This window comes from Lunatimonas sp., assembly GCF_020832325.1.
In the GTDB taxonomy this organism is placed as follows: Bacteria; Bacteroidota; Bacteroidia; order Cytophagales; family Cyclobacteriaceae; genus Lunatimonas.
Genome location: NZ_JAFIEU010000007.1, coordinates 1 through 24,511 on the forward strand (window position 1 = coordinate 1; position 24,511 = coordinate 24,511).

The 24,511-nt window shown below is 45.8% G+C and carries 20 protein-coding genes; 14 read left to right on the plus strand and 6 right to left on the minus strand.

What is annotated here, in order from left to right:
- Window positions 1-221 precede the first annotated feature (221 nt).
- From JJU34_RS01540 to bla, 10 genes are all read left to right on the plus strand, one after another.
- Window positions 222-557 (plus strand): hypothetical protein, encoded by a 336-nt coding sequence (locus JJU34_RS01540; RefSeq protein WP_228690554.1) that lies wholly within the window; start codon window positions 222-224, stop codon window positions 555-557.
- A gap of 43 nt (window positions 558-600) precedes the next feature.
- Window positions 601-1,389 carry a DUF3405 domain-containing protein gene (locus tag JJU34_RS01545; RefSeq protein WP_228690555.1) on the plus strand — a complete coding sequence of 263 codons (789 nt, stop codon included), beginning with the start codon at window positions 601-603 and terminating at the stop codon, window positions 1,387-1,389.
- A complete protein-coding gene (locus tag JJU34_RS01550; protein ID WP_228690556.1) occupies window positions 1,382-2,434 on the plus strand; it encodes a hypothetical protein in 1,053 nt (350 codons plus the stop codon). The genes JJU34_RS01545 and JJU34_RS01550 overlap by 8 nt, the downstream gene beginning before the upstream one ends.
- A 69-nt stretch (window positions 2,435-2,503) precedes the next feature.
- Complete coding sequence (locus JJU34_RS01555; protein WP_228690557.1) at window positions 2,504-3,220, plus strand: galactosyltransferase-related protein; 717 nt, start codon at window positions 2,504-2,506, stop codon at window positions 3,218-3,220.
- Window positions 3,221-3,240: 20 nt separating this feature from the next.
- The gene (locus JJU34_RS01560) at window positions 3,241-3,990 is read left to right on the plus strand and encodes an FkbM family methyltransferase (RefSeq protein ID WP_228690558.1); all 750 of its coding nucleotides are present in this window, start codon (window positions 3,241-3,243) and stop codon (window positions 3,988-3,990) included.
- Complete coding sequence (locus JJU34_RS01565) at window positions 3,987-5,237, plus strand: glycosyltransferase (RefSeq protein WP_228690559.1); 1,251 nt, start codon at window positions 3,987-3,989, stop codon at window positions 5,235-5,237. Before JJU34_RS01560 ends, JJU34_RS01565 begins: the two co-directional genes overlap by 4 nt.
- A 172-nt stretch (window positions 5,238-5,409) precedes the next feature.
- Window positions 5,410-5,769 carry a LytTR family DNA-binding domain-containing protein gene (locus tag JJU34_RS21750; protein WP_366512659.1) on the plus strand — a complete coding sequence of 120 codons (360 nt, stop codon included), beginning with the start codon at window positions 5,410-5,412 and terminating at the stop codon, window positions 5,767-5,769.
- A gap of 335 nt (window positions 5,770-6,104) precedes the next feature.
- On the plus strand, window positions 6,105-6,713 hold the full coding sequence (locus JJU34_RS01570) for a Uma2 family endonuclease (RefSeq protein WP_228690560.1): 609 nt from the start codon (window positions 6,105-6,107) through the stop codon (window positions 6,711-6,713).
- Between the two features lie 368 nt (window positions 6,714-7,081).
- Complete coding sequence (locus JJU34_RS01575) at window positions 7,082-7,297, plus strand: hypothetical protein (protein ID WP_228690561.1); 216 nt, start codon at window positions 7,082-7,084, stop codon at window positions 7,295-7,297.
- Window positions 7,298-7,351: 54 nt separating this feature from the next.
- Entirely contained in the window at window positions 7,352-8,134 is a 783-nt protein-coding gene (bla, locus tag JJU34_RS01580; protein ID WP_228690562.1) for a subclass B1 metallo-beta-lactamase, read from the plus strand.
- 198 nt (window positions 8,135-8,332) lie between these two features.
- Here the strand turns inward: bla and JJU34_RS01585 are convergent, their stop codons facing one another.
- Window positions 8,333-10,846 carry a hypothetical protein gene (locus tag JJU34_RS01585; RefSeq protein WP_228690563.1) on the minus strand — a complete coding sequence of 838 codons (2,514 nt, stop codon included), beginning with the start codon at window positions 10,844-10,846 and terminating at the stop codon, window positions 8,333-8,335.
- A 411-nt stretch (window positions 10,847-11,257) separates the two neighbouring features.
- On the opposite strand from JJU34_RS01585, the gene JJU34_RS01590 reads away from it, so the two are divergent.
- From JJU34_RS01590 to JJU34_RS01605, 4 genes are all read left to right on the plus strand, one after another.
- Window positions 11,258-14,251, plus strand: coding sequence for a TonB-dependent receptor (locus tag JJU34_RS01590; RefSeq protein WP_228690564.1), 2,994 nt, complete (start codon window positions 11,258-11,260; stop codon window positions 14,249-14,251).
- A 13-nt stretch (window positions 14,252-14,264) separates the two neighbouring features.
- Complete coding sequence (locus JJU34_RS01595) at window positions 14,265-15,890, plus strand: RagB/SusD family nutrient uptake outer membrane protein (RefSeq protein ID WP_228690565.1); 1,626 nt, start codon at window positions 14,265-14,267, stop codon at window positions 15,888-15,890.
- 182 nt (window positions 15,891-16,072) lie between these two features.
- Window positions 16,073-17,908 carry a DUF1080 domain-containing protein gene (locus tag JJU34_RS01600; RefSeq protein ID WP_228690566.1) on the plus strand — a complete coding sequence of 612 codons (1,836 nt, stop codon included), beginning with the start codon at window positions 16,073-16,075 and terminating at the stop codon, window positions 17,906-17,908.
- A 23-nt stretch (window positions 17,909-17,931) separates the two neighbouring features.
- The gene (locus JJU34_RS01605; RefSeq protein ID WP_228690567.1) at window positions 17,932-19,881 is read left to right on the plus strand and encodes a hypothetical protein; all 1,950 of its coding nucleotides are present in this window, start codon (window positions 17,932-17,934) and stop codon (window positions 19,879-19,881) included.
- Between the two features lie 272 nt (window positions 19,882-20,153).
- Here the strand turns inward: JJU34_RS01605 and JJU34_RS01610 are convergent, their stop codons facing one another.
- From JJU34_RS01610 to JJU34_RS01630, 5 genes are all read right to left on the minus strand, one after another.
- Entirely contained in the window at window positions 20,154-20,546 is a 393-nt protein-coding gene (locus JJU34_RS01610) for a type II toxin-antitoxin system VapC family toxin (protein ID WP_228690568.1), read from the minus strand.
- Entirely contained in the window at window positions 20,537-20,743 is a 207-nt protein-coding gene (locus JJU34_RS01615; protein WP_228690569.1) for a hypothetical protein, read from the minus strand. The genes JJU34_RS01610 and JJU34_RS01615 overlap by 10 nt, the downstream gene beginning before the upstream one ends.
- A gap of 221 nt (window positions 20,744-20,964) precedes the next feature.
- Window positions 20,965-21,780, minus strand: a complete 816-nt coding sequence (locus tag JJU34_RS01620) for an SDR family oxidoreductase (RefSeq protein WP_228690570.1) — start codon at window positions 21,778-21,780, stop codon at window positions 20,965-20,967.
- Between the two features lie 110 nt (window positions 21,781-21,890).
- A complete protein-coding gene (gene recN / locus JJU34_RS01625; protein WP_228690571.1) occupies window positions 21,891-23,543 on the minus strand; it encodes a DNA repair protein RecN in 1,653 nt (550 codons plus the stop codon).
- Between the two features lie 34 nt (window positions 23,544-23,577).
- The gene (locus JJU34_RS01630; protein ID WP_228690572.1) at window positions 23,578-24,495 is read right to left on the minus strand and encodes a DUF4835 family protein; all 918 of its coding nucleotides are present in this window, start codon (window positions 24,493-24,495) and stop codon (window positions 23,578-23,580) included.
- Window positions 24,496-24,511: the final 16 nt, after the last annotated feature.

Here is a 24,511-nt window from a genome sequence, read left to right on the forward strand (position 1 = left end):
AAAATCAAAATTTTTTTTATCCGATTGAAGAAGCATGGGCCTAATTCAATCGGCAATGGTTGAAGACGCTATATATGTTACCACAATATAGCTAATTTTGCCCTATTGGGCAAAATTTTTAACTCCGTAAAGTAGTATTAAGCAATGAAAATATTAATATTAGAAATAATTTATTTTACAACTATCGATTAAACAAAGAAATTATACCGAAAGAAATAGACATGCCTGCAACCAATAATGTTGCATTAAGATATTTTTATAACAAATGTGATATGTGCATTAATATATTTTTTGAAATTGTTAAAATGTTAAATATTAAAGACAAGACTTTATTCCTCATTACGGATAAGGTGCCAAATAATTATTTAGAAAAAGAGTTAAAAGAATTAAATATTTCATTAATTGTTATGGAAGAAATTGTGACAGATTCTATTGTCACAAAAAGCCCTTACTTCTTTTTATTAAGTAATAAGGAAATTAGCAATTTGTATTTTCCTGATTGGCAAAATCCAATTTACATCAAAGAGTATCTCGAAAACATATTAGAACAATATTGAATCTCCTGGTTATTTCTTAATTGAAATTCAAATGGAAAATTATATGGAATCAAGCAAAGAAGCCTTTTTAATCCTAAGCAACAACACCTCTATCCATCTGATCCGTAAATACAGGGAGATATTCGAAGCTACAAGTGGATTGGGGGATACACTTTTACTCTACCATCTATTGCCGAATAATGCTTCCACAAGCCAGCAAAAATTGGAGATCTTTGCTTTTAACAATGAGGTGTTGACAGCCTTGAACTATTTCCCCCTTGGCTTTACCCTGGTCCCTGGGAGCAATCATTTTCCCCTGCTGAAGTTCTACCTCTCCCACCCGAATTACGATTACTACTGGTGCATAGAAGAGGACGTTGATTTCTCGGGAGATTGGAGGGCGTTTTTTGATGCGTTTTCCTCAGTAGACGCTGACTTTATCAGTAGCCACATTCGTCGCTACCAAGATGAGCCAGAGTGGCCATGGTGGTCTGCTTTGGCCCACCCGTATTTCGTGATTCCCCAGAAGCAACGCATCCGCTCCTTTAACCCTATCTACCGGATTTCGAGAGCCGGTTTGGAGCTACTTCACAAGGTACTGTCAAGCAAATGGTGTGGTCACCATGAGGTATTGATCCCTACCTTACTCTACGAGAGTGGGCTTTCCATCAGCGACTTTGGCGGTATGGGGGAATTTGTTCCGGATGGATTTGAAAACCGTTTTTACCTGGAGAATACGCCCAACCCCAAAGGTATACTGTCGGACGGAACCATGCGCTGGAGACCTGTTTTCGAAAAAACTGGCAGCTTGGAAAATAAACTTTACCATCCCGTAAAACTAAAAGATGAATAAGGCTGCTGAAATACGGCAAAGACTAGACGATCATTTGCTTACCCATTACCACCAACTAAATACCTCGGGGATCTTTAAAGGAAAGATGGGAGCCTGCCTTTATTTTTTTCAAGCCTTTCACCATCAAAACGATCTTAGGTTCGGAAAGGCTGCAGAAAGCACCCTTCAGGAGGTGTACTCCTTTGTACACCAAAACCCTGTCCCCAGTTATTTTGACAATGGTCTGGCAGGAATAGCTTGGGGCATTCATCAATTAATTAAGAATGGGTCATTGGAAGGTGACGCCGATGATTTGTTGGAACAGATTGACAATATTCTTTTTAAAGTGATCAGCGAAAAGGCGGAGGAAATTGAGTTCGGGGTGAAACGGGGATTATTGGGTTACCTTCTTTATGTTTTTGACAGGTTAGCAGAACTATCTGACAAAAGAGAATTTCACGTTACGAGGGAACTGTTTTCCTCACTGGCAACTCTTCTTGTCAACCGAATGCATTTAATGGTAGCATCCGGCAAAGCCTCATTTGCAGAACCTAATGGATTTCGCGTGTTTTGGGATCTGCCCAATTATCTTTGCGTATTGGCGGAGGCCGTTAAGATCGGATTACTTCCCAATAAAATCAATCGGATGATTAAGGAAATAACGCCTATTGTGCTTTCCACAATCCCACAAAACCAAGGAAACAGACTTAATCTTTATTGGTCGATGAGACGCCTATCCTTACCTGAATGGGAACACCATTCAAGCATTTTGGTAAATCACGTTATTAAAGCTCCTTTATCCAGCTTCGAACTTCGCAATAAAGCCCTATATGTAGAAAATGGACTTGCGGGATTGATTTTATTGGATGCCCAAATAAAAAGAGAGATTGATAATTATGTGAGTATTTTTGAAAATACAGGTAATCGTCAAGCAGCTCTACTTCATTTTGAGTCATCTGACTATTGGGCCTATCTTTCCACAAACCCAGATCATGAACTGGGCTTCCTGTATGGCATTTCAGGGATTTCCTTTTCACTGCTCCATCTGCTCAACGAAAACCCTTAATTAATAAGTGATCTAATTATGAAAGACCTAAGCTTTCTTATCCCTATTAGATTGGATACCGTACAGCGCTTGGAAAATTTGCTCGTTGTTGTACAATTCCTTCGAAGCCACTTCGATTCCCCTATTTTGATTTATGAAGCAAGTAGTTACTCCACAGGCATGGTGTCTTCTTTAATCGGAAAAGAAGCAGCTTACACCTTCGAAGAAGACGGTGATACCATTTTCCACCGAACAAAATACATCAATAAACTTGTGGAACTATCATCCACATCCTTAGTCGCTGTGTGGGATTGCGATGTCATCATCCCGCCAAACCAACTAAAAGAAGCCGTGCAGGTGCTGAAAGAAGGGAGATCCAGTTTTGTCTTCCCTTATGAAAGGGAGTTTCTGGATACAGGGGTTATATTAAGGGAGATTTTTATAAAAAAAAGGAAGATCGAAATCTTATTATCACAAAAAGGCAAAATGACAACGTTATATGCCCCTGATCCGATAGGGGGAGCATTTTTAGCCAATCGAAAGGATTATATAGCAATAGGAATGGAAAATCCCAACTTTTATGGTTGGGGTAGGGAAGACGGGGAACGGTTACACAGATGGAAAGGTATGGGGTATAAGCACAGTCGTATTGAGGGTCCGCTATTCCACCTCTCCCATCCACGGGGTATGAACAGTAGTTTTCATAATGACCGGGAAGATCAGGAAAAGTGGAATGACATTCTTCGTATCAAATCTTTCGGGAAAATGGAATTAATCCAAGAAATACAAAAATGGGGTCTTGCCTAGCCCTTCTATTCAAAAAACTGATGCGGAGGTGGAATTCCTCCAAAGAGAAATCCATTATTAGCTATTGGATTGAAAAATGCGGGGATAAGAAAACCTGGACGGTAGTACAAATCGGGGCCAATGACGGCAGAACCAAAGATCCCCTTTATACCTCCATTTTAACAAACGATAGATGGAAGGTGCTCTTTGTGGAGCCTGTCCCTTACCTGTTTGAAAAATTAAAGGCCCATTATCCCGATTCTCCCAGGTTTTTCTTTGAAAACGCTGCTATCAATAACGGTACGAGGCAGGATTTTTACTGGGTGGACAAAAAGGCAAAATATATCCTGGGCAACCTGCCGGAATGGTATGACCAATTGGGTTCCTTTGAAAAAAGCCATATCAGTAAGCACCTAAACGGTATTTTGGATCCTTTTATAGTTTCTAAAAGCATACAGGGCATTACCCTCGAAAAATTGTTTCAAAAGCACGGGATTCGACAAATCGATCTATTGCGCATCGATTGTGAGGGCCACGACTGGAAAATACTTAGTCAATTGAATTTATCTAAATTCAAACCCTCTCTTATACTATTGGAAATAAAACACCTGAACCGAGAGGAACTAAAAGCCACACGGCTATTTCTTACCAATGACTATCAAATTTATCAGTTTGAGGGTGATTTTGTTTGCTTTTCAAATGCTGCCCATAACCAATTATCAAAAAAGGACATCAAGTACCTTCTTGACTTTCATTCCATCCACACACTAAAAACAAGGATTGGAACATGAGCGATATTTCTAAAAAATTAAAAATAGCGTTTTTGGTGGAGCGTTTTCCCAAATTGTCCGAAACATTTATTCTCAACCAACTTACTTATTTGGTCAAGGCAGGTCATGAGGTGGATATTTTTCCGGCAGGCAGGTCGGGAGAAAAGATGGTACATGATGAGATAAACCGTTTACGCTTGTTAACCCGTACGTATTACCCCCCGATAGTGCCCCAAAACAAGATAGGGGCATGGCTCAAATTCACCCTAATGGTAAATGTAAAACCGACTGTTCGGACATTGGTAAAATTTCTTAAGTCTCAGGATTTCTACAATAAGCAGGAAATACTCCGTCGGTTTTATTTGATTTCCCTTTTCTATCCATTCATATCAAAGAATAAATACGACATAATTCATTGTCATTTTGGCCCTACCGGCTTAAGGGCAGTTTTCGTCAGATCCTTGGGACTTTTGGAAGGTAAAATGTTAACGACCTTTTACGGATATGATATCACCCATCAGGCGATGGGAAAAAATTATTATCAAGACCTGATTGCCCATTGCGATAAGTATATTGTGATATCCAATTATATTGTAGAAAAGGCGGCTTCGGTAGGTTTTGAAAGGGACAAAATGGTGGTACTGCCCCTTGGTATCAACACCGAAGAATATACACCCAGCGGCCGTAAAGTAGGCATTCAGCACATTCGGCTATTGAGCGTGGCGCGCTTAGTGGAAAAAAAGGGATTGTATTACGCCATTTCAGCCTTCCACCTGCTTATGGAGCTTTATCCGAATATCCGTTATGACATCGTAGGAGAAGGGGAATTGATGGTGCCTTTGAAAGAATTGGTAGCAGATTTGGAATTAAGAGACAGGGTTATTTTTCATGGCGCGAGAACAAAAGTTGACATCATCGAATTTTATAGAAATGCCGATATTTTTGTGCTTCCCAGCATTACGGGAAGCGATGGTAATTCAGAGGGACAGGGTCTTGTGCTTCAAGAGGCCCAGGCCATGCAATTACCGGTGGTCGCAACCCTGCACAACGGGATACCGGAGGGCGTGATTGATGAAATCACCGGATACCTGGTACCCGAAAGAGATATTGAAGCCCTTAAAACGAAGATGAAGTACCTTATCGATAACGAGAACGTTCGGAAAACCATGGGAAAAAACGGCAGGGAATACGTGCTACGCAATTTTGATAATGTCGTTTTAGGTGAGAAATTGGAGTTAATTTACAGTGAAATACTTAAACTATATTGAATAAAAGGTGGAAAAAACCCGAATTGAAATTATAATAAGCAATAATTATATATATTATAAGGTAGTTTAATTATTTTTCGTGTGATTTGTTGTAAAATAATTTCGATTTAGTTTGAAATCATGTTTTTTTTTTTTAACTTAACGACATAGTTGTGTTACTAAATTTATTTTTATGAATGGTGATTCTTTAATCCTAAAATGCAGTCAGAAGCTCCTTAAAGTCGAGCTGGAAACGGTCACTTGCTTTGCAGTAAACGATTACCTGCTCACAGTCTTCTTCCTAGACGGCAGCAGCCATTCGTGCTGCTCATCACTTAAAAAGGTGGAAGGCGAATTGCCGGAAACCTTTTTTAAAATCGGCAGAAGCTGTCTGGTTAATGTAGCATTAATCCAATCCCTTCAACCAAAGGAGAAATGCGTTATAATGCAGAATGGTCATAGGCTACAGGTTTCCAGATCCAAATGGGCAGCCTTAAAAAGCTTAGTTACCCAACGCAATCAGTCAGATAACGGTGTTTCCGCTTTCGGCTAATCCTCAGATGATATTTTGGAAATAGGCCGTTGGATTCAATCGAGGTTGGATTTATTGGGTTAAACAGGAAGTTTTTGATGCTCATAGAAACCTCCAAAACAAACACCTAAAATCATCAATGCATCATGCTGTTCACCCGTCTTCACTCATCAAATCGAGCCTGCCTACCGGACAGGCAGGCATGACGTACCCGTCGCACAGTTGGATGACTATGCTACGTGCGACCTGCCTGCCGGTAGGCAGGGATTCCATCTGACCATTAAAAAACTATTATAGACAGATGAAATCGAAACATTTTCCCTATCTTTAATTTCTGATGTCCGCCGAATAAGACCATGGAAAAGCATGAAGATAGAAACTTGGTCAAGGAACCTAACTTTGCCTATGGTTCCTACACGTATGCCGACTATCTGACCTGGCAGTTGGATGAGATGGTCGAACTGATCCGGGGTAAAGTGTTTAGGCAGGCGGCGGCCGCGCCAAGACGTATTCATCAGGAAATCACGATGATATTGGCAAACAGGTTTTATGAATTTTTAAGAGGGAAATCCTGCAAAGTATATACTGCGCCCTTCGATGTTCGGCTTCCGGTAGCCTCAAGACGGCATGAGGATATTGACACTGTGGTGCAGCCGGATCTTTGCGTAGTATGTAACCCGGATAAGCTCGATGAGTTGGGTTGTGTAGGTGCGCCGGATTTGATCGTGGAAATCCTGTCACCTGGGAACAACAAAAAGGAACTGCAATCAAAATATGAGGTATATGAGGCATCGGGAGTGAAGGAATATTGGATAATCCATCCCGATGAGCAAACGTTGCTTATTTATTTACTGGAGGGGGAAAAATACAGCTCCTCCCGTTTATTTACCTTAGGAGATCGTGTAAAATCCCAAGCGTTGCCCGGATTTGAGTTGGACTTGGATGACGTATTTGGAGAATTATAGCTATCCGCGTCTTAAATCTATTTTTATGCAAATTTGGGAAACCTCACTTTTCCATTGCCTTCGGTGCTTTCTTGGATTGGGATGACCTGTCTGCATAGCCCTGACAGGCTATGTTAATGATTACCACACGGTTGGAGCGTATTTAATTACCAGCACCAAAGGTGCAAAATCATTAGCCTTGAGCACCGCCCAAGGAATGATGAGAATACGTCAGGCGCATGTCGCACGGTTGGTGCTTTTTTGGATTGGGATGACCTGTCTGCATAGCCCTGGCAGGCCATTTTAATGATTACCGCACGGTTGGTGCTTATTTAATTACCAGCACCAAAGGTGCAAAATCATTAGCCTTGGGCACCGCCCAAGGAAGTATGAAAATATGGTTCCCTAGCGCCAAAGGCGCGGAATCAATAGCCTGGGGCTCCCCTCCGCATTGGAAGATCAGTAGGGAGGAACACTGCCCGGCTACCATGCGAAGCACTATTTTTTGGGAGTATGGAGTCTTCTTTCTTGTAAATCCGGCTAATTACGTATTTTTACTTCAAACCAATGCTGCCAAGAACTATTCGCTCGAAGTACCTGAGTAGTTTTGGCGGTTTAAATGCTCACTTAGTTTACCACTTAACCACAAGCATTCCTTCATGAAGTCTCTCCTTTTTTCCATTTCGGCTGTATGGTTTATTGTCGCATGTAGTCAGCCATCAAAACAGGCTGCTTACCCCCAAGAACTATTTCGGTCTGAAGAATTGGTGATTACGCAGGTTTCCGAAAATACCTATATTCACACCTCTTATTTGCAGACAACTGATTTTGGAAAGGTAGCCTGCAACGGGCTCGTGATTACAGGTGGTAGGGAAGCTTTCGTCTTCGATACACCAACAGACGACATGAGCTCGGCCGCACTCATCGAATGGCTGGAAGGAAGCGCTAATTTTAAAATAAAAGGAGTACTTCCTACCCATTTTCACAAGGATTGCTGGGGAGGGCTGCCAGTGTTTGAAAGTCGGGGAATCCCTTCCTATGCTTCCCACCAAACGATTAAGCTTGCAGCCGACAACAATTTTGTCCAGCCCCAACATGGTTTTGCGGATTCGCTTCTATTGGATGTGGGTGGGGAAATTATTTTGGCTAAGCACTTTGGCGAAGGTCATACCGAAGATAACGTAATCGTGTATTTCCCCGGTGAGGACATCCTGTTTGGGGGCTGCCTGATTAAGGAGCTGGGCGCACAGAAAGGATTTTTGGGGGATGCCAATGTGCAAGAATGGTCTACTACCGTGGAGCGGATCAGAAATCGATTTTCTGAGGTCAAGGTGGTGGTTCCGGGCCATGGGGCTTTCGGTGATGCTGGGCTTCTTGACTATACCATTGATTTATTCCGAACAAGGCATTTCGGTGAGGGCCGTTTTCAGACCGCAGATTAGTGGGGAGTAATGATCCCGTAACTTCGCTTGCTAGGTTTTATTTTTTCCAGAATTTCATGCAACGTTTCGGCAGCCAGGCCATGCAACACCAATCGGTAGGCATTGCTATCTTACCTACTTTAACACCCATAAAATCATTACGTCGTATTTAGACTTACTTTGGCGTAGAAAGTATACAGGTAAATACAACTAGGGAGCCTATTCACAAAGTTGGACAATACTGGTATCATAGGGCACACCCATCATCTTTTCATATTCTTTGGCGAAGCGCTCATAGGTCTGCACAGCAAGCCCCTTTTTTCCTAGCCGTATCAGCGTAGAGCATTTAAGCCTTAAGGCCTCCTCGTTTAGCATGTCATGGATCAATAAGGTATCCGCAATTTCAAGTAGGAGTTGTGGGTCTTCTTTGCCAACAAGATCGTTGTCCATTAGATAAAGCAATGCATCTATCGTAGCGTTGGCAAAATTTACTTTAATAGGGTCGATCCATTCAGCCTGTACATTTGGGCATAGCTCTCCATAAGAGAAGATCTTTATCCATTCAGGAAGATTTCTCAGCGATTCATTATCTTTTTCCCGAAGTGCATTTAAGGCATGCATGGCTTCCTCAAAATCAACGTAAATTCCGGTAGCCTCTATCTTCCAATACCCATTGTGATTATTGACCTGGACATCTCCCATATGCTCTAATAGCACCCGCAGTTTACTTATGTTTACATTACGGTTATTTTTAGCACTTACCTCCGATTTATCCGGCCAAATGTATTCCTTGAGTTTGACAGAGGTGATGCCTTTTTCCCCAAGTGCCGAATTAAAATAGATTAAAAAGAACAATTGTTTTAAAGTGGGGGTAAACTCAGCCGTGATGTTTATTCCATTCTTATCAAATGCCTGAAAACCGCCAAGAAAGTATATCGCTGAAACCGAGGGGCGAATATGTTGGGGTACTGAAAATTCTGTTTCCAGTGATGTACCTGTTTTTGTCACTGTTTTAGCTGCTTTCTTTTGGCTAAAAAATCTCAAGCCAAGCGCTGCGAGTACCGCCGCTATGGCAAGTGCAAACTTCCAAAGATGATTTTCATTGGGTGCAAAGGGTGGTTGTATTACCTCAAGCGGAGTCAGCGCAGGAGAGTTTAGTGCATAAATACCCAAACTGTTCTGATGGTTTGTAACTGCAATCAACTGTTCTAATTCTGGGAAATGATATAACGTAGCCCAGGACCGAATATCCCGGAAAGAGTAGGGGATGCTGTCGGAATAGAATTCAATAGTTGCCTCATCTGTGCTTATCTTAGCCAGAACCAGAGAGGTGTTGAATTGGGAGTGGTCGTAAAGGAGCGTGTAGAACCCATCGCCTTCAGGTGTAGGTACCAGTCGGTCTGCAGGTACGAAATGCCCTGGAAAGTCTTTTTCCAGTTCCCAGACTTTCTCCGATTTTCCCGTTTGAAGGTTGATTCGTTGCAGATCATAAAAGTTGCGGGGTGCAGCTTCCTGCGCACCGGATTTGCTGCCATACCCTCCAAAGATGTACCAGAAGTCCGTGTTTGGCAGCATTCCCGATGCAGCAAGATAACGGGGCTCTATGGACTCCGTTAGGTGTTGATTTGTCCAGCCCCCGTTTTCCAAATCAAGGGTTTGGAGCACATTTTTATAGGAAAAGTTTCCGTAACCACCGAAGGCCATCAATTTGTTGCCGTAAAGAATTGTGTTGTGATGCCAATAGTTGGGCAGCCCACAGGGAGATGGGGACTGTGACCAATTCAAGGTATTCAAATCCAATACATTGGGCAGGGAACTTTCGAAGGAATACGACACGATATGGTCACTCTCGGGATCAAACACAAGATGGCTAAACTGACAATCGAAAGGGCCACCGTTATTGTACGTCAAACGGTTTACCTGCTTGGAGCTGAGGTCGTAGGTAAACAAATAGTGCTTTCCAACCAGATAAAGTATGGAATTCTCCAGGTCTGCTACGGTTCCCCTTATGCCGGGGATCTCGGCCTGATGGATAAATTCCCACCTGATATGGCGGTCAATAAGCCAGTTCGGATTGGAAACGGTCGCCACTCGGCCCTGTAGTTCGTCTACCACAGTGGTTTGCCGGTGCTTGTCCATTTTCCAGTTCGCGATTTGCCGGGCACCGTCGTGCACGCTTACGTTTCGAATCGACATCGGAGCTACGTCCGTACTGACAAACTCTGCAAAATTATGAGCTCCAAACACCACCTCGAAGGAGCGGTAGTGGCCAGGAGGTCTATCCATTTTCCCGACTACATCATTTCCGTTGATGTTTAGATGGATTTCATTTTTTTTGTTATCTACGGAAATATTAAAGTCAAGCCAATCGTAGTTAATCCCGCCAAAATCACTCCACCTAACAGGAACTAATATATCGTCCCCAAATACGAGCCAGAAATTGGCATCGTCTGAGAGGAGGTTAGCAACGAGATCTATATTATCTGCCCCGTCAGCAATTATCCTAAATATGTAACCAAAGTACCCGTCGCCTGGCCGGAATTTTGCTTTGAATGCTAAGGAAAATCCGTCACTAATCAGAAAAGGTTGTGTGGGGGTAAGGTTTAGCGAAGTCCTTAGATCCTGATTAACCTCATGGGAAGAAAAATACAGGCCACCATCGTCGGGTAGTTGCGCGTGTGCTATTCCCATGCTGATACAGGCAAAAAAGAATCCCAACAGGTAATTTTTCATCAAGATCGGTTGATTTTGGTTTAGCTAGCACAAATTTACGCTTATAATAAGGTAATACTAACACGGCAAGAGACATTTTTTCAGTTAAGATGTTGAAAACGAGTTCGAAAAAAAGCTGGAATAGTGCCAAATTAATCGTTTTTTAATCGCTTTGTTTATCAATTATTTAGGATTAATTAACCCACGAAGTATTTTTTTGGAGCGTTGATTAAGAATGTAAGCCCTTAATGCCGTGTGTTTTTCTCTAGAAATGACCCCGCTTATTGCAGCTAAATTTTTAATCAGCTGGTCCAATGAAAATTAGCTACTAAACGTCTTGCCTATGTAACACCGCCAAAAAATTAGGTCATCCCCAAAGGTTTGCCGGTAGGGGACTATTGATTTTGTACAGCACATTACCCAATTGAATTTATGAGAAACTTTAGACCAAAAAAAGAAAAGAATTTATCTGGATTGCTTTTCACTACTTTACTCACCTTCGTCTGCGCATCCTTGCTGTCTGCCCAACTCTTGGCTCAAGGAAATATTACGGTAAGCGGGGTGGTGTCTGACGAAAGCGGGGAGCTCCTTCCCGGTGTGTCTGTCTTGGAAAAAGGCACGAATAACGGAGCAGTCAGCGACTTGGACGGAAACTTCACTATTCAGGTACGCTCGGATGAATCTGTCCTCGTATTCAGCTTTATCGGCATGCGTACGCTTGAGCGTCGCGTAGGAGGGCAGACTACGATGAATATTCGTCTGGAAAGTGATACCAAGTCTTTGGACGAATTTGTAGTGATCGGATATGGTACGCAGCGCCGAAAGGAGATTACCTCTTCCGTTGCCACGGTATCTGTTGAGGATTTCAACCAAGGTGGTGTGCGATCTCCACTGGATCTGATTCAGGGAAAAGTGGCCGGATTGAGTATCACAAGAACTCAAGGAAATAACCCAAACTCCAACGCCGCTATCCAATTGCGTGGCGTTACGTCTCTTACAGGGAACCTAGAGCCATTGATCGTAATTGACGGTATTCCGGGCGGAGATCTTAATCTGTTGCAGCAGGACGATATTGAATCATTTGATGTCTTGAAAGACGGCTCTGCAGCCGCCATTTACGGTACCCGGGGTAATAACGGAGTTATCCTTATCACTACCAAGAAGGGTAAAGCAGGTGCTGCCCGCTTCGAATACTCCAACTATTTCCAGAGAGAAGTAATTGACCGGAAACCCGAATTTCTGTCTCCATCAGAATACAGAGAGCTGATTGCCCAGGGTAGAATTGGGGCGGGCAACGATTTGGGAAGTTCTACCGATCTTTACGAGGAGCTGATCAACCGTAATAACGTAAGCCAATACCACAATTTTGCAGCTTCAGGTGGTAGTGCGAATACGAATTACCGTGTCTCCCTGTTTATCAATGATGCCGAAGGCATTGCTTTGGAAAATACCCGTCGTCAAATAGGAGGTAGGGTAAATATCAACCATCGAGGCTTTAACGACAAACTTTTGTTACAGACCAACGTGGCTACCAACTTCAACCAAGCTAATCTCCTCGGCGGAGGTGGAGGCGATTTTGAGCAGGCCATACAGCGTAACCCTACAGCGCCGATTTTCCACCCTGATGGATCATTCGTAGAGACTGAGGCATTCAACAATTACAATCCGCTATCGCGATTTGCCAACCGACTCAACGAGCGTAATCAGCAAGCATTTTCGGTAGATGGAAAGCTTACTTACGAAGTCATCGAAGGCCTTAACGTTTCAGCTTTTGGTGCCCATCAACGCAACACCTGGAATGACCGTCAGTATCGCTCCATGTTGGATTTTGATCAACGTCCCAATGCCCAGTATCAGGGAACGGGCTATGCGTACAAAAGCAACCGCTTGGACTACACCAACATATTTGAAACCACAGTGGACTATAAGCGCATAATCGCCAGTGACCATACCATTGACTTAATTGGCGGGTATAGTTATCAGTATTTCACGGTTGAGAATTTCTTCGTTAACAATAGTGGTTTTACCACCGATGCATTCCAGGATTGGAATTTGGGAGCAGGAAGTGCGATCAACAACACGCAACTTCCACGTCCGGGCATGGGAAGCAGTAAGCAGGACAATACCCTGATTGCATTCTTCGGTAGGGCAAGCTATTCCTTCAAGGATAAGTATTATGCTCAGGCCATACTAAGAAGGGAAGGATCTTCGCGATTCGGTGCCAACAACAAGTGGGGTAACTTCCCTGCATTCTCGATTGGATGGAACATATCCGATGAGGGCTTCATGCAAGGTATCTCCGAAATAAACAACCTCAAACTAAGAGCTGGATATGGTGTGACCGGAAACCAGGGTATACCAAACTATCAGTCACTGATTACTCTGAGTACCGGGGGAGTCTACCCTCAGGAAGGTGTGTTCTATCAGACCTATGGTCCGGCCCGAAACCCCAACCCCGACCTGAAGTGGGAGAGGAAGCAGGAATGGAACTTCGGTCTTGACTTTGGTCTTTTCAACAACCGACTTACCGGTTCCTTGGACGTGTATAACCGTGAGACAGTTGACCTGCTTCACAACTATACGGCACAGCAGCCACCTTTCGTCCGAAATCAAATCTACACCAACGTAGGGAGTATCAACAACCGTGGCGTTGAACTATTCCTGAGCGGCATGGTGATGCAGCGTGAAGACTTCTCCTGGAGCATGGACGTAGCAGCCAACTCTCAGTTTAACAAACTTACCTCTCTTTCCAATGAGGTATATACCGTTTCTTGGTTGGAGTTTGGGGGACTACCTTCTCCGGGTAACCTAGGAAACGCGATCCGTCTGGTTGAAGGCGGTACAGTAGGTAATTTCTTCGGAAAGCGCTTCGCCGGATTTACTGAGGATGGTAAGTGGTTGTTTCACAAAGCTGATGGCACTACAGGTCCAGCTTCAGAGCTTTCTGAGCAGGATTTGGCTATCATCGGCAACGGTGTGCCGCGCTATATGGCTTCTTGGTCCAACAACTTCCGTTACAAGAACTTTGACCTCACCTTGTTCTTCAGGGGTAAATTTAAGTTTGACATCCTAAATACCCAGGAGCTTTATTTTGGTAACCAGGCTTGGTTGCCAAACAACCTGCTGCGCTCGGCAATCACCACCCATGCTGATCTGAACGACAGCCCTCAGTACTCTGACTACTACTTAGAGCGGGGCGACTTTGTAAAGCTGGACAACGTCACTTTGGGATACAACTTCAACATTGTAAGCGACTATATTAGAAATCTCCGAGTGTATGTAACCGGACGAAATCTGATCACATTCACTGGATACAGCGGACTTGACCCAGAGTTGCAGGACACAGGATTTACTACCGGCATAGACAGCAGAGGTTTTTATCCAAGAACCAATTCGTTAACCGTTGGATTGAATGTTGGATTCTAAAAAGGAAGAAAAGATGATAAAGCATATAAAAACGAAAATTTCCGTAGCTGCCGCTTCTCTTTTGGTATTAGCAGCAGGCTGTACCAACCTCGATGAGACTGTCTACGATCAACTGACCAAGAGCAATTTCTACAACAATCGTGTAGAAATCATGCAGGGTGTCTTGAGGCCCTTTACCCATATGCAGGCGTGGCTTGCACCTACCGGTCAAAATGGCTTTTATTACCATAGTGAAATGGCTGCTGACCAGGTTGCTTGGCCTCAAAAAGGCCGACATGGCTTTGACGGAGGAGACCACATTCGGCTCCATCACCACACCTGGACCATTCAGGAACCCCGGATGCGTAGTGCTTGGGCACTGATGTGGGAGGGTGTCGGATATGTAAATGCCATCTTGGAGGATCTGGAAGACCTGGACTTTTCCCGGGCAAATATGACCGAGCAGGATAAGCAATCGCTACTCGCAGAAGTGCGTGTAATGCGGGCCTACCACTATATGCGCATCATGGATCTTTGGGGGAATGTGCCTATAGCTACCGCCGTAGGTACGCCGGTTAACCCACACACTGCGCCAAGAGCTGAAGTGTTTGAATTCGTTCGTCAGGAACTGGAAAACAACGTCGAGCTTTTGGAGCCATTGTCGCAGGCATTGGTAGGTAGGGTATCAAAAGCAGCCGGGTACGCCATGCTATCGGAACTCTATCTGAACGCCGAAAAATGGAGTGGTATACCCATGTGGGAGCAGTGTATTACTTACAGTGATAAGGTAATCAATGGAGATGGAGGTAGCCTAAACGGGCCCATGAGGCTAGATCCCGATATTCTTGGGCCGTTTAACAATACTAACCACCTTTCTCCGGAAAACATTTTCCAGTTTGCATTTAGCCGAATCGGAGGGTTCACGTTCAATTGGTCTGGTTTCTATTTCGGGTACGGCAATATGTCCCGAGCATTGGGTGTTACCTACACGGGTTGGAATGCCTTCGTGGTGATACCTACGGCATTTGACAAGTATGCGGAAAATGATCTGAGAAAGCAGGAATGGTTTCTTTTCGGTCCTCAATTCGATATAGATACTGGGGCTCCCATTCTTGGAACAGAAGAGTATGATGGTGAACCTTTGGTTTACGTAAACAGCATACGCAGAAATAGTGAAGGAGAAACCGGCGAGGGAGGTATGACACGCGGTGAGGAAAACAGTGGTGCACGATTCCACAAATACCGCTCAGGACGTGCCACAGATCCTAATTACCAGGAAAATGATTACATTATCTACCGCCTTACCGAAATGTACTTCAACAAAGCGGAAGCATTGATGCGTCAAAACGGAGGCGCGGCAACCCAGGAAGCTGTTGACCTGATCAATGAAAGCAAGAGCAGAGCCTTTGATGCCGCAGATTGGGACGCTGTAGCCTACACTACATCAACCCTCACCTTGGACGAGTTGCTCGAGGAGAGAGGCAGGGAGTTTATTTTCGAAGGCAAGCGTAGAACAGACCTGATCCGTTTTGGCAAATTTACCACCGGTAGCTGGTGGGACCACACGGCCACCAACGATCCTAATCTTGAACTGTTCCCAATTCCGGATATTCAGGTAGTATCTAACCCTAATCTAGTTCAGAACCCGGGATACAATTAATAGATCCCAGCTTTAACAAAACCCAAATAGCTGTCCTTTTCCATTCCGCATTTTCCTGCAACCTTGCACCCAAGGACGTGGGGAGGTAAACTGGGAAGGGGCAGCTTTTTTTGGCGTCGAATACCACTAGGAAGCGCTATATTTGGCTTCTGTTTGTTTATTTCTAATCAGTTTATGAATTCATGTTAAGAGGCAATCTATTTACTATCAGTGTACTGCGTACAGCGCAGGCACTAGGTGTGTCCTGCCTCATTTCGATTGGCGCCTTTGCCCAGTCGCAGGACATCGCCCTACAACAGCTCGATTTCTTTAAAAGCCCCGGAAAAACTTGGTCCATCGTAGGATCCATCGGTGCTGACCTGAATGAAGCTGGCGTACTAAACGCTACCAAAGGGACAGGCATACTGGCCAATATTCCCACCAAACGCCAAAAAGGCGAAGACCTCTACACCAACGATACCTTCGGCGATATGGATCTGGAGGTGGAGTACCTTATGGCCAAAGGTTCCAACTCGGGTATTTACCTACAGGGGATGTATGAGGTGCAGCTATTGGATAGCTGGGGCCGTGCAGTGGCCCGGTCCGGTGACAACGGCGGCATCTACGAACGTTGGGACGAAACCAAGCCCGATGGACAAAAGGGCTATCAAGGGTACGCACCCCGCCAAAACGTGAGCAAAGCGCCTGGGCTTTGGCAGCATCTAAAAATATCGTTCCAAGCGCCTCGTTTTGACGACGCCGGTAACAAGGTGGCCAATGCCCGAATGCTGCGTGTGGAACTAAACGGTGTTCTCATCCACGAAAATGTGGAGCTTTTGGGCCCCACCCGTGGTGCGATGTACGCCAAGGAAGTAGCCAAGGGACCGATTCGTATACAGGGAGACCATGGGGCGGTGGCTTTTCGGAATCTAAAAATCACCACGTATGACAGCCCCAAGCCCGAGCTGTTCGATCTCAACTATGAACTCTATGAGGGCACCTTCAGGGAAATGCCTGATTTAGCGACGATTCAGCCCGCTGCTCGTGGAGCTGCGCCGGTGCTTACCGGCAATATTCGCTCCAAAGCCAAACAATATCTCCTTCGCTATACCGGAAAGATTCGCGTAACGGAACCGGGCACCTACAATATGGGGCTGCAAACCCCTGGAGGTGGAGGATTACTTCGGGTCAACGGAAGCGATGTGGTTGGCTTGACGCAAAACGGAGGCCGAGGCGAGGTCGAATTGCCAGCAGGAGAGCATGATTTAGAAATTTATTATGCTAAGTTCCAAGACTGGGTTAACCCAGCCCTAGGGTTAACCGTCGCCGGACCAGGACTGCGCGAAGTGCAGTATAGCCAAAGCGCTTCAACTGGTAGAGGTGGGGCAGATCCCATATTGGTGGATCCTAGAGAGAGACCTGTACTTCGAAGCTTCATGGATGTGCCCGGAAGAATACGCGTGACCCACGCTGTCTCTGTAGGCTCATCCGAAGCAGTACATTACACCTATGATATGGATCACGGCAATCTGGTGCAGGTCTGGAGAGGAGACTTTCTGAATGCTACTCCCATGTGGAACAGCCGGGGAGATGGTTCATCCCGTCCTACCGGCGCGGTGGTACATTTGGGGGCTCCTTCTTTTGCCGTCGGCAAACTAGCTGACCATGCGGCAGCATGGGTTTCGGACTCCACGGGCACGGCCTTTAGACCTAAAGGATATAAAGTATTGGACAAGCCAAATCACCTAGCCTTTCAATACCACGTCTTGGGCGCACACGTGGAGGATAAATTGGAAATACTCGCAAACGGGCAGGGTATTCAACGGAATATGGCGATCAAAAACGGCGCGTCGGATATGTACGTAAGGTTGGCAGTTGCAGATACCATCGAGCAATCCGGAACGGGGCTCTACACGGTGGGCGACAAGGCTTACTATATCCAAGTGAATGGAGGCAGTCCTCAGCTACGGAAAGTCGGCGAAGGTACCGAACTGGTGGTGCCAGCCAGCTCGGAAGTGTCTTATTCCATTTTGTTTTAGTCTGACTAGTTATCCCTATGAAAATGAGATATTCACTTAACATTATATTGGGTCTTTGCCTGCTATTCTCCAGCGCAGCAGACCTATTTGCACAGGAGTCTCCCATGGAGGAGGATTTCTACAAGATTTTCAGGGTAAGTAGCCCCGAAGGAACACTACTCGAAGTAGGAGGACTTACCATGTTGCCAAACGGTAACCTGGGTGTGGCTACCCGAAGAGGCGACGTCTATATCGTAGAGAACCCTACCAGTCCCCGGCCTTATTTCCGAAAGTTTGCCAGTGGTCTTCACGAAATCCTAGGCCTGGTATACAAAGATGGAGCATTGTACTGTGCGCAGCGCGGTGAGCTCACCAAGCTGATCGACTCTAACCAAGATGGCGTGGCCGACATCTACGAGACCATCCACGCGTGGCCCGTATCCGGCCACTACCACGAGTACAGTTTTGGGCCGGTACTTGCTCCCGATGGAGATTTTATCGTTTCGGGCAACGTGGCATTCGGAAACGAAGAGTGGTGGAGGGGCGAAAGCCGCGTACCCTACCGAGGTTGGATCATGAAGATCAAGGAAGACGGGTCGTTGTTGCCTTGGGCTACGGGCATGCGCTCACCGGCCGGCTTGGGTGTAATGGACGGCGAGCTTTTCTATACCGAGAACCAAGGAGATTACATGGCCTCAGGCGGCATCTGGCATATCACCCGAGGCACTTTCACCGGACATCCGGCGGGCCTAAGATGGACGAATTTGCCCAATTCTCCCCTTAAGCTCACGACAGAGGAGTTTAACCGAGTGGTAGATCCCCGTCAGGTACGTAACGAGCAGGGTAGAATGATCAAACCGGAAAACGTGGTAGAAGAGGAGTACCTTACCATGTTTGAAGCAAAGAAGCAACTTCCGGATCTAAAATTACCTGCGGTATGGTTTCCTTATGGTATCCACGGGATTTCTACTTCCGAACCCATCAAAATTCCAGAAGGAAATATGGGACCCTTTGGCGGTCAGGTGCTCGTAGGTGATCAGGGTCAAAGCAAGATCATGCGGGTATTTATGGAGGAAGTGAACGGAGAACTCCAAGGTATGGCGATTGATTTTCGTAGCGGGTTCCGTTCCGGCGTATTGCGCATGGCCTGGGCGCCGGATGGGTCGCTGTTTGTGGGGGAAACCAACCGGGGTTGGGGTTCTGCCGGAGAGGCAAATGAAGGATTGGAGCGCTTGGTGTGGACAGGCGAGCTGCCTTTCGAGATCCGCACCGTCAAGGCCATGCCGGATGGTTTCGAGATCGAATTTACCAAGCCTGCTGACCGTAAGTCGTTGGAAGATCTGGCATCCTATTCCGTTTCGAGCTTTATTTACAAATATCACCCGGTATATGGCAGCCCCCCTGTGGACAATACAGAGGCCAAAGTTATTGGCGTAAAGGTTTCCGATGACAACACGACCGTACGTATTGTGGTAGACGGATTGAAGCAGTACTACATACACCATTTGTTCCTAGAGGGAGTGCGGGAAGAGGATACCTCTCATTCCCTGGTACACCCTTCCGCGTACTACACGTTGAATAACATTCCCCAAGGACCTTCTTTGGCAGCGGGGCAAGTGACTACGTTCGATTCCCGAGTGAAAAAAGAGGAGCCGAAGCCAGTGGCCGCTATGCCTGCCGCTTCGGCCAAGATTCCTCCCCCAGCTGCTACTCCAAAACCAGTCCAGGAAGAAGCGGTAACTTTGGAGATGGTGCAGCCGCTATTGGCTAAAAATACCTGCGTGGCTTGTCATAACAAAGACACCAAGCAAGTGGGACCAGCCTATGTGGATGTGGCCAAGCGGAATTATACGCCTGAACAAATCGTGGAGCTGATCCATACGCCTAGACCGGAAAACTGGCCCGAATATGCTACTCCCATGCCACCTATGCCGCACGTACCGCGTGAGGAGGCATTGAAGATTGCTAAATGGATCATTTCACTAAATAAGTAAATACAAAAAAAGCAGGCTGTAATGGCCTGCTTTTTTGTTCGGCTATGGCTGATAATCTTTTGGACGGAACCAATATATGCTGCTTTGGAAGCCAGCCTTCTGTTACTCGGTATTCGGGACTTTGCTTGTTAGTCCTATGAATCTTTTTGAATTTTTAACTCGGGATCCCGAAATGCTTAAGAGCACAAACAAGTAAATTGCTTCTAACACACAAAAATCATCCAATAGTCTATGTAATGACTGCAAAGAAAGGTATAACTCCCAGCGTAAATTTATATTTCGAAAGGATCAATAATTCTTAGTTCGGAAATATGTTTAAAGTCTGAAATATTCCTAGTTACCAGAGTAAGTCCATTCACGATTGCCGTAGCAGCAATAATTGCATCAGGCAGCTTGACCTTATTAGCTTTGCGAATTTCGGCAGTTTGCAGTTTGATAGCCTGGTCAAGCTCAATCACCAAAACATCAGAGATAAAATTAAAGAGAACCTCTAGGTCCTGCTTATTAGAAGTTTTCCAACAAAGTAATTCAATCTCTGTGATGGCAGAGATACAAGGTGGCGATTCTTTTATGGAGTTGTCAATAAATTTCTCAGCGACAGGGGGAAACTGTCGTTGCAAATAATAAATAGCTGTATTTGTGTCCCAGATATACCTTATTCCCATCCGTTTCTAAGATCATTTAGCTGCTGATCAATGTCATCGACTGGTTGTTTTGACATGGCTCCTTTGTAGCGCTGAATTTGGTGAGGGCCATACTGGGTATCTTCACTACGGACTCGGATAAGTTGTAGAAGTTCCAAGTCTTTGATAAGCTTCAAAGCCTTGTCGTTAATAATGTCTATTGTTATCGTTTTAATCATTATTCCAAAACGAGCTGATTTTACACGCTTAAAGTAAAGATACACAAAATTATTTGACAAACGTATTTTGCCTTTGGGGTATCAAAATTGGACAAAAAGCGCATTACATAATCAATTCTAGAAAAAATGGTTTGTTCAAAAGAAGGGTGAGAAAATACTCAGGAAGGTTACGTGCAACAAGAAGAATAAAAGCCGGACAGGTTAGATGTCCGGCTTTTATTTTATTTGGACAGAAACTTATCTACAATCGTAGGGGTAATTCCCGAGAAGGAGTAACCGCCGTCATGAAAGAGGTTCTGCATGGTCACCATACGGGTGTAATCCGAAAACAAGGTGATGATGTACTCTGCACATGCCTCGGCAGACGCATTGCCAAGTGGCGACATCATGTCCGCAAAGTCAAAGAAGTCGTCAAATCCATTGATACCGGATCCGGCGGTGGTTTTGGTGGGAGACTGGGAGATAGTGTTTACCCGTACTTTTTTCAATTGTCCATACCGCTGTCCATAATTGCGCGCTATGCTTTCCAAGATCGCTTTGGCCTCTGACATGTCGCTGTAAAATGGAAATGCCCGCTGTGCGGCGATGTAGCTAAGCGCCACCACGGAGCCCCACTCATTGATGAAGTCCTTTTTTTCGGCTACTTGAAGCATCTTGTGAAACGAAAGTGCCGACACGTCATAGGACTTTTGCGCCCATTCATAATTCAAATCTCCGTAGGCCCTTCCCTTTCTGACATTGGGGGACATCCCGATCGAGTGAAGGATGAAATCCACGTTGCCGCCCAAAAACTCTTTGGATTCGTCGTATAGCCTTTCGATATCTTCCACCGAGGTGGCATCGGCTGGTACCACAATGGTGTCACAGGTGGCTGCCAAGTCGTTGATGGCGCCCATTCTCATGGCGATAGGGGCATTGGTAAGCACAAAGGTGGCTCCTTGTTCCTTGGCTTTTAGGGCGGTCTGCCAGGCAATGGAGTTTTCGTCCAGTGCACCGGTGATGATGCCTTTTTTTCCCAATAATAAATTTTCAGGCATAATGTCTAGTTACAGTTTGGATGAGCTTTGGTAGTAGGAGCTACAAAACTAAGGAATTTTCAGCAAATTCCGCTTATTCTCCTGCGCAGTAGGTGAAAATAGCGAAATGCTTAACCCTCCAGCAATTCTTTTGCGCTTTCCAGCGCACTGGCAGAGGGATTGGCACCGGCGATCATTTGGGCGATTTCGGTGAGGCGTTCCTCCGGGCTGAGCAGTTTGATTTTGGAAAAGGTCTTCTCTTGACTATTGTCTTTATATACAAAATAATGGTTTTCTCCTTTTGCGGCGACTTGGGGGAGGTGGCTGATGCAGATGACTTGGTGCTTGGTGGCTATCTGCTGCATCATCTTAACGAGTTGCAGGGCAATTTCGCCTGAAATACCGGTGTCAATCTCGTCAAAGATTAGTGTGGGAAGAGCCACCTTGTCTGCCATGATGTACTTGACGGCAAACATGAAGCGCGCAAATTCACCACCGGATGCTACCTGCCCCAGGGGTTGCGTCTTTACGCCTTTGTTGGCAGAAAAGTAGATTTCCACGGCATCGATCCCGTTGGTATCGGGGTAGGTCTCTCTACGTTCTATAGCCACCTGTGCATTTTCCATGCCCAATTGCTGCAGCAACAGCCGCAGGTCTTCTGCAAAGGGAGCCAAGCTGGCTTTTCGCTTTTCTGAGAGCGCATTGGCTTGCTGCATCATCGCTTCCCTGGCCAACTCCATCTCCTGATTAAGTTGGGCCAACTCCTCCTCTAGGTTATCCAGTTGAAATACCTTTTCGGCGAGCTCACGGGCCAGTTGGATCAGCTCCGAATCGCTGTCCAATCCGTGTTTTTTCTGTAACTGGTAGATCGAGGTGAGCCGTTCGCGGGTTTGTTCCAACTTTTCGAAGTCTACTTCCAACGTGTCGTCTTCCTTGGCCAAGCTATATTGGATATCTTGGATTTCGACCAGGGCAGAATGGAACCGCTCCTGCAACTCGTTAAACTGCTTGCCGAACGTGCCCAGATCCTGCAAGGCGTGGGCTACCGTTGCCAAACTCTTGAGGGCGCCGAATTCCTCGTGGTCCAGGAATTGGATGGCCTCATGGATCTTGGCTTTGATCTCTTCGGCATGCTCCAGCAGCGACTGCTGTTCTTCGAGTTCGGCCAATTCTCCTTCGGTGAGCTGGAGGGCATCCAATTCCTCCAATTGGAATTTATTGTAGTCTGCCTCTTTCCGCATTTCCAGCGCTTCTTTTGAGCGTCTTTCGTAGGCTCTTTTTGCAGATAGGAATGTCTTGTAGGCTTGTGTATACTGTAGTTGCTCTTTGCTCGTCTGTGCGTAGTTGTCGATCAGCGATAGCTGGTAGCTTGCGGCGCCCAGCAGCAGGGTTTCGTGTTGGGAGTGGATGTCCATCAGCGTTTTGCCCAGTTGTTTGAGCGTCTCCAGGCGAACGGGCGTGTCGTTCACAAAAGCCCTGCTTTTTCCGGAAGGGGAGATTTCCCGTCTGATGATACAGGTTTCGTCATAATCGAGTTCCTCTTCTTCAAAAAACCACTTGAGTCCGTAAGGTGCCACAAAGAAGGTTCCCTCGATCACGCATTTGGCCTCCTCGTCATACAGGACCTTGGTATCTGCCCGGTTTCCCATCAGCAGCCCGATGGCCCCCAGCATAATGGACTTTCCCGCGCCGGTTTCACCGGTGATCATGTTTAGTCCTTTGGAGGGCATCATTTCCAGCTGGCGGATGAGGGCGTAATTGGAAATAGTTAACTGCGTGAGCATGTGTCGCGTCTGGGTTTGGTTTGGAGGATAAAAGTCAGCCTTTCAGGATATCATTGTACCTTCTGGCGTTGTTGGGGTCCACTCTCAGCAAGACCTCTACTGCTTGCTGTCGGATTTCGAGTGGGGCGCTCTTCAGGACTTTACTGATTTCGTCCGATTTGGCATCCATGAAACTGATGGTAAGAATGCTGTTTGGCTGTACTTGGTTGGCTTCCCCCACTTTTTTGATGGCCTCGAGGATGTTCTTAAACGCTTCATTGGGGTTGGATACGAGCATGTCCATTCCTTTCCGATGATACAAGTAGTACGCGTCACGTATGGGAACCATCACCTGGGAGGTAAATAGGTCATTGGAAAGCCAATAGCGGTTTCTTCTATCGGATTGGCTTTGGTTCCACCCCGGCCTTGGTGACTGCTGGGCATTGGCTACAATGTTACTGGCAATTTCAAAGTAGGGATTCCCCCCTCGAGGGGCGAAGGAATCGTAGTCCAATCCAAGCGCAACGTAGGCATAAAACGCCAAGAGCGAGGTGACGTTGTTCAAATAGGAATAGCGGTTGAATTCCATGGGCTGGGATTCCTGGTATTCAAAGGTCCAGTTTCTATCCGCAAAATTGAACATCAGGCTTTCGTAATTGGACCCATAGACGGGCCGTACGGTTTGAATCTGCACCGTGGCCACAAATACACCTACCTGCGGCATGTCATTGATGGTTATCAGCAGGTTGCCTTTGATGCGCTCCTCCGGCCTGAATTCGTCGTCGGTCCAGCTCCGCCCATTGAGGAATTGCTCAAAGGCCGTCTTCATGTTGTCGAAAATATCCCTGTCCTGCGTCCTGGCCCGTTCGCTGTTGATGGTGACCGTGAAATTCAATTGTTGCGCAGTGAGCTCTCCCAACGAAGCGACGAGGCCCAAAGTGATAAAAAAGCGTGTAATCGCACGTGTGTTCATATCCTTGATAGTTAAC

Bases quoted from the DNA above. Each gene is read 5' to 3' on its own strand.
- JJU34_RS01565 (WP_228690559.1), top strand. From the start codon at position 3,987: ATGAGCGATATTTCTAAAAAATTAAAAATAGCGTTTTTGGTGGAGCGT.
- JJU34_RS01600 (WP_228690566.1), top strand. From the start codon at position 16,073: ATGTTAAGAGGCAATCTATTTACTATCAGTGTACTGCGTACAGCGCAG.
- JJU34_RS01575 (WP_228690561.1), top strand. From the start codon at position 7,082: ATGAAAATATGGTTCCCTAGCGCCAAAGGCGCGGAATCAATAGCCTGG.
- JJU34_RS01585 (WP_228690563.1), bottom strand. From the start codon at position 10,846: ATGAAAAATTACCTGTTGGGATTCTTTTTTGCCTGTATCAGCATGGGA.
- JJU34_RS01620 (WP_228690570.1), bottom strand. From the start codon at position 21,780: ATGCCTGAAAATTTATTATTGGGAAAAAAAGGCATCATCACCGGTGCA.
- JJU34_RS01540 (WP_228690554.1), top strand. From the start codon at position 222: ATGCCTGCAACCAATAATGTTGCATTAAGATATTTTTATAACAAATGT.
- JJU34_RS01590 (WP_228690564.1), top strand. From the start codon at position 11,258: ATGAGAAACTTTAGACCAAAAAAAGAAAAGAATTTATCTGGATTGCTT.
- JJU34_RS01560 (WP_228690558.1), top strand. From the start codon at position 3,241: ATGCGGAGGTGGAATTCCTCCAAAGAGAAATCCATTATTAGCTATTGG.
- JJU34_RS21750 (WP_366512659.1), top strand. From the start codon at position 5,410: ATGAATGGTGATTCTTTAATCCTAAAATGCAGTCAGAAGCTCCTTAAA.
- JJU34_RS01570 (WP_228690560.1), top strand. From the start codon at position 6,105: ATGGAAAAGCATGAAGATAGAAACTTGGTCAAGGAACCTAACTTTGCC.
- JJU34_RS01545 (WP_228690555.1), top strand. From the start codon at position 601: ATGGAATCAAGCAAAGAAGCCTTTTTAATCCTAAGCAACAACACCTCT.
- JJU34_RS01550 (WP_228690556.1), top strand. From the start codon at position 1,382: ATGAATAAGGCTGCTGAAATACGGCAAAGACTAGACGATCATTTGCTT.
- bla (WP_228690562.1), top strand. From the start codon at position 7,352: ATGAAGTCTCTCCTTTTTTCCATTTCGGCTGTATGGTTTATTGTCGCA.
- JJU34_RS01610 (WP_228690568.1), bottom strand. From the start codon at position 20,546: ATGGGAATAAGGTATATCTGGGACACAAATACAGCTATTTATTATTTG.
- JJU34_RS01615 (WP_228690569.1), bottom strand. From the start codon at position 20,743: ATGATTAAAACGATAACAATAGACATTATTAACGACAAGGCTTTGAAG.
- recN (WP_228690571.1), bottom strand. From the start codon at position 23,543: ATGCTCACGCAGTTAACTATTTCCAATTACGCCCTCATCCGCCAGCTG.
- JJU34_RS01605 (WP_228690567.1), top strand. From the start codon at position 17,932: ATGAGATATTCACTTAACATTATATTGGGTCTTTGCCTGCTATTCTCC.
- JJU34_RS01630 (WP_228690572.1), bottom strand. From the start codon at position 24,495: ATGAACACACGTGCGATTACACGCTTTTTTATCACTTTGGGCCTCGTC.
- JJU34_RS01595 (WP_228690565.1), top strand. From the start codon at position 14,265: ATGATAAAGCATATAAAAACGAAAATTTCCGTAGCTGCCGCTTCTCTT.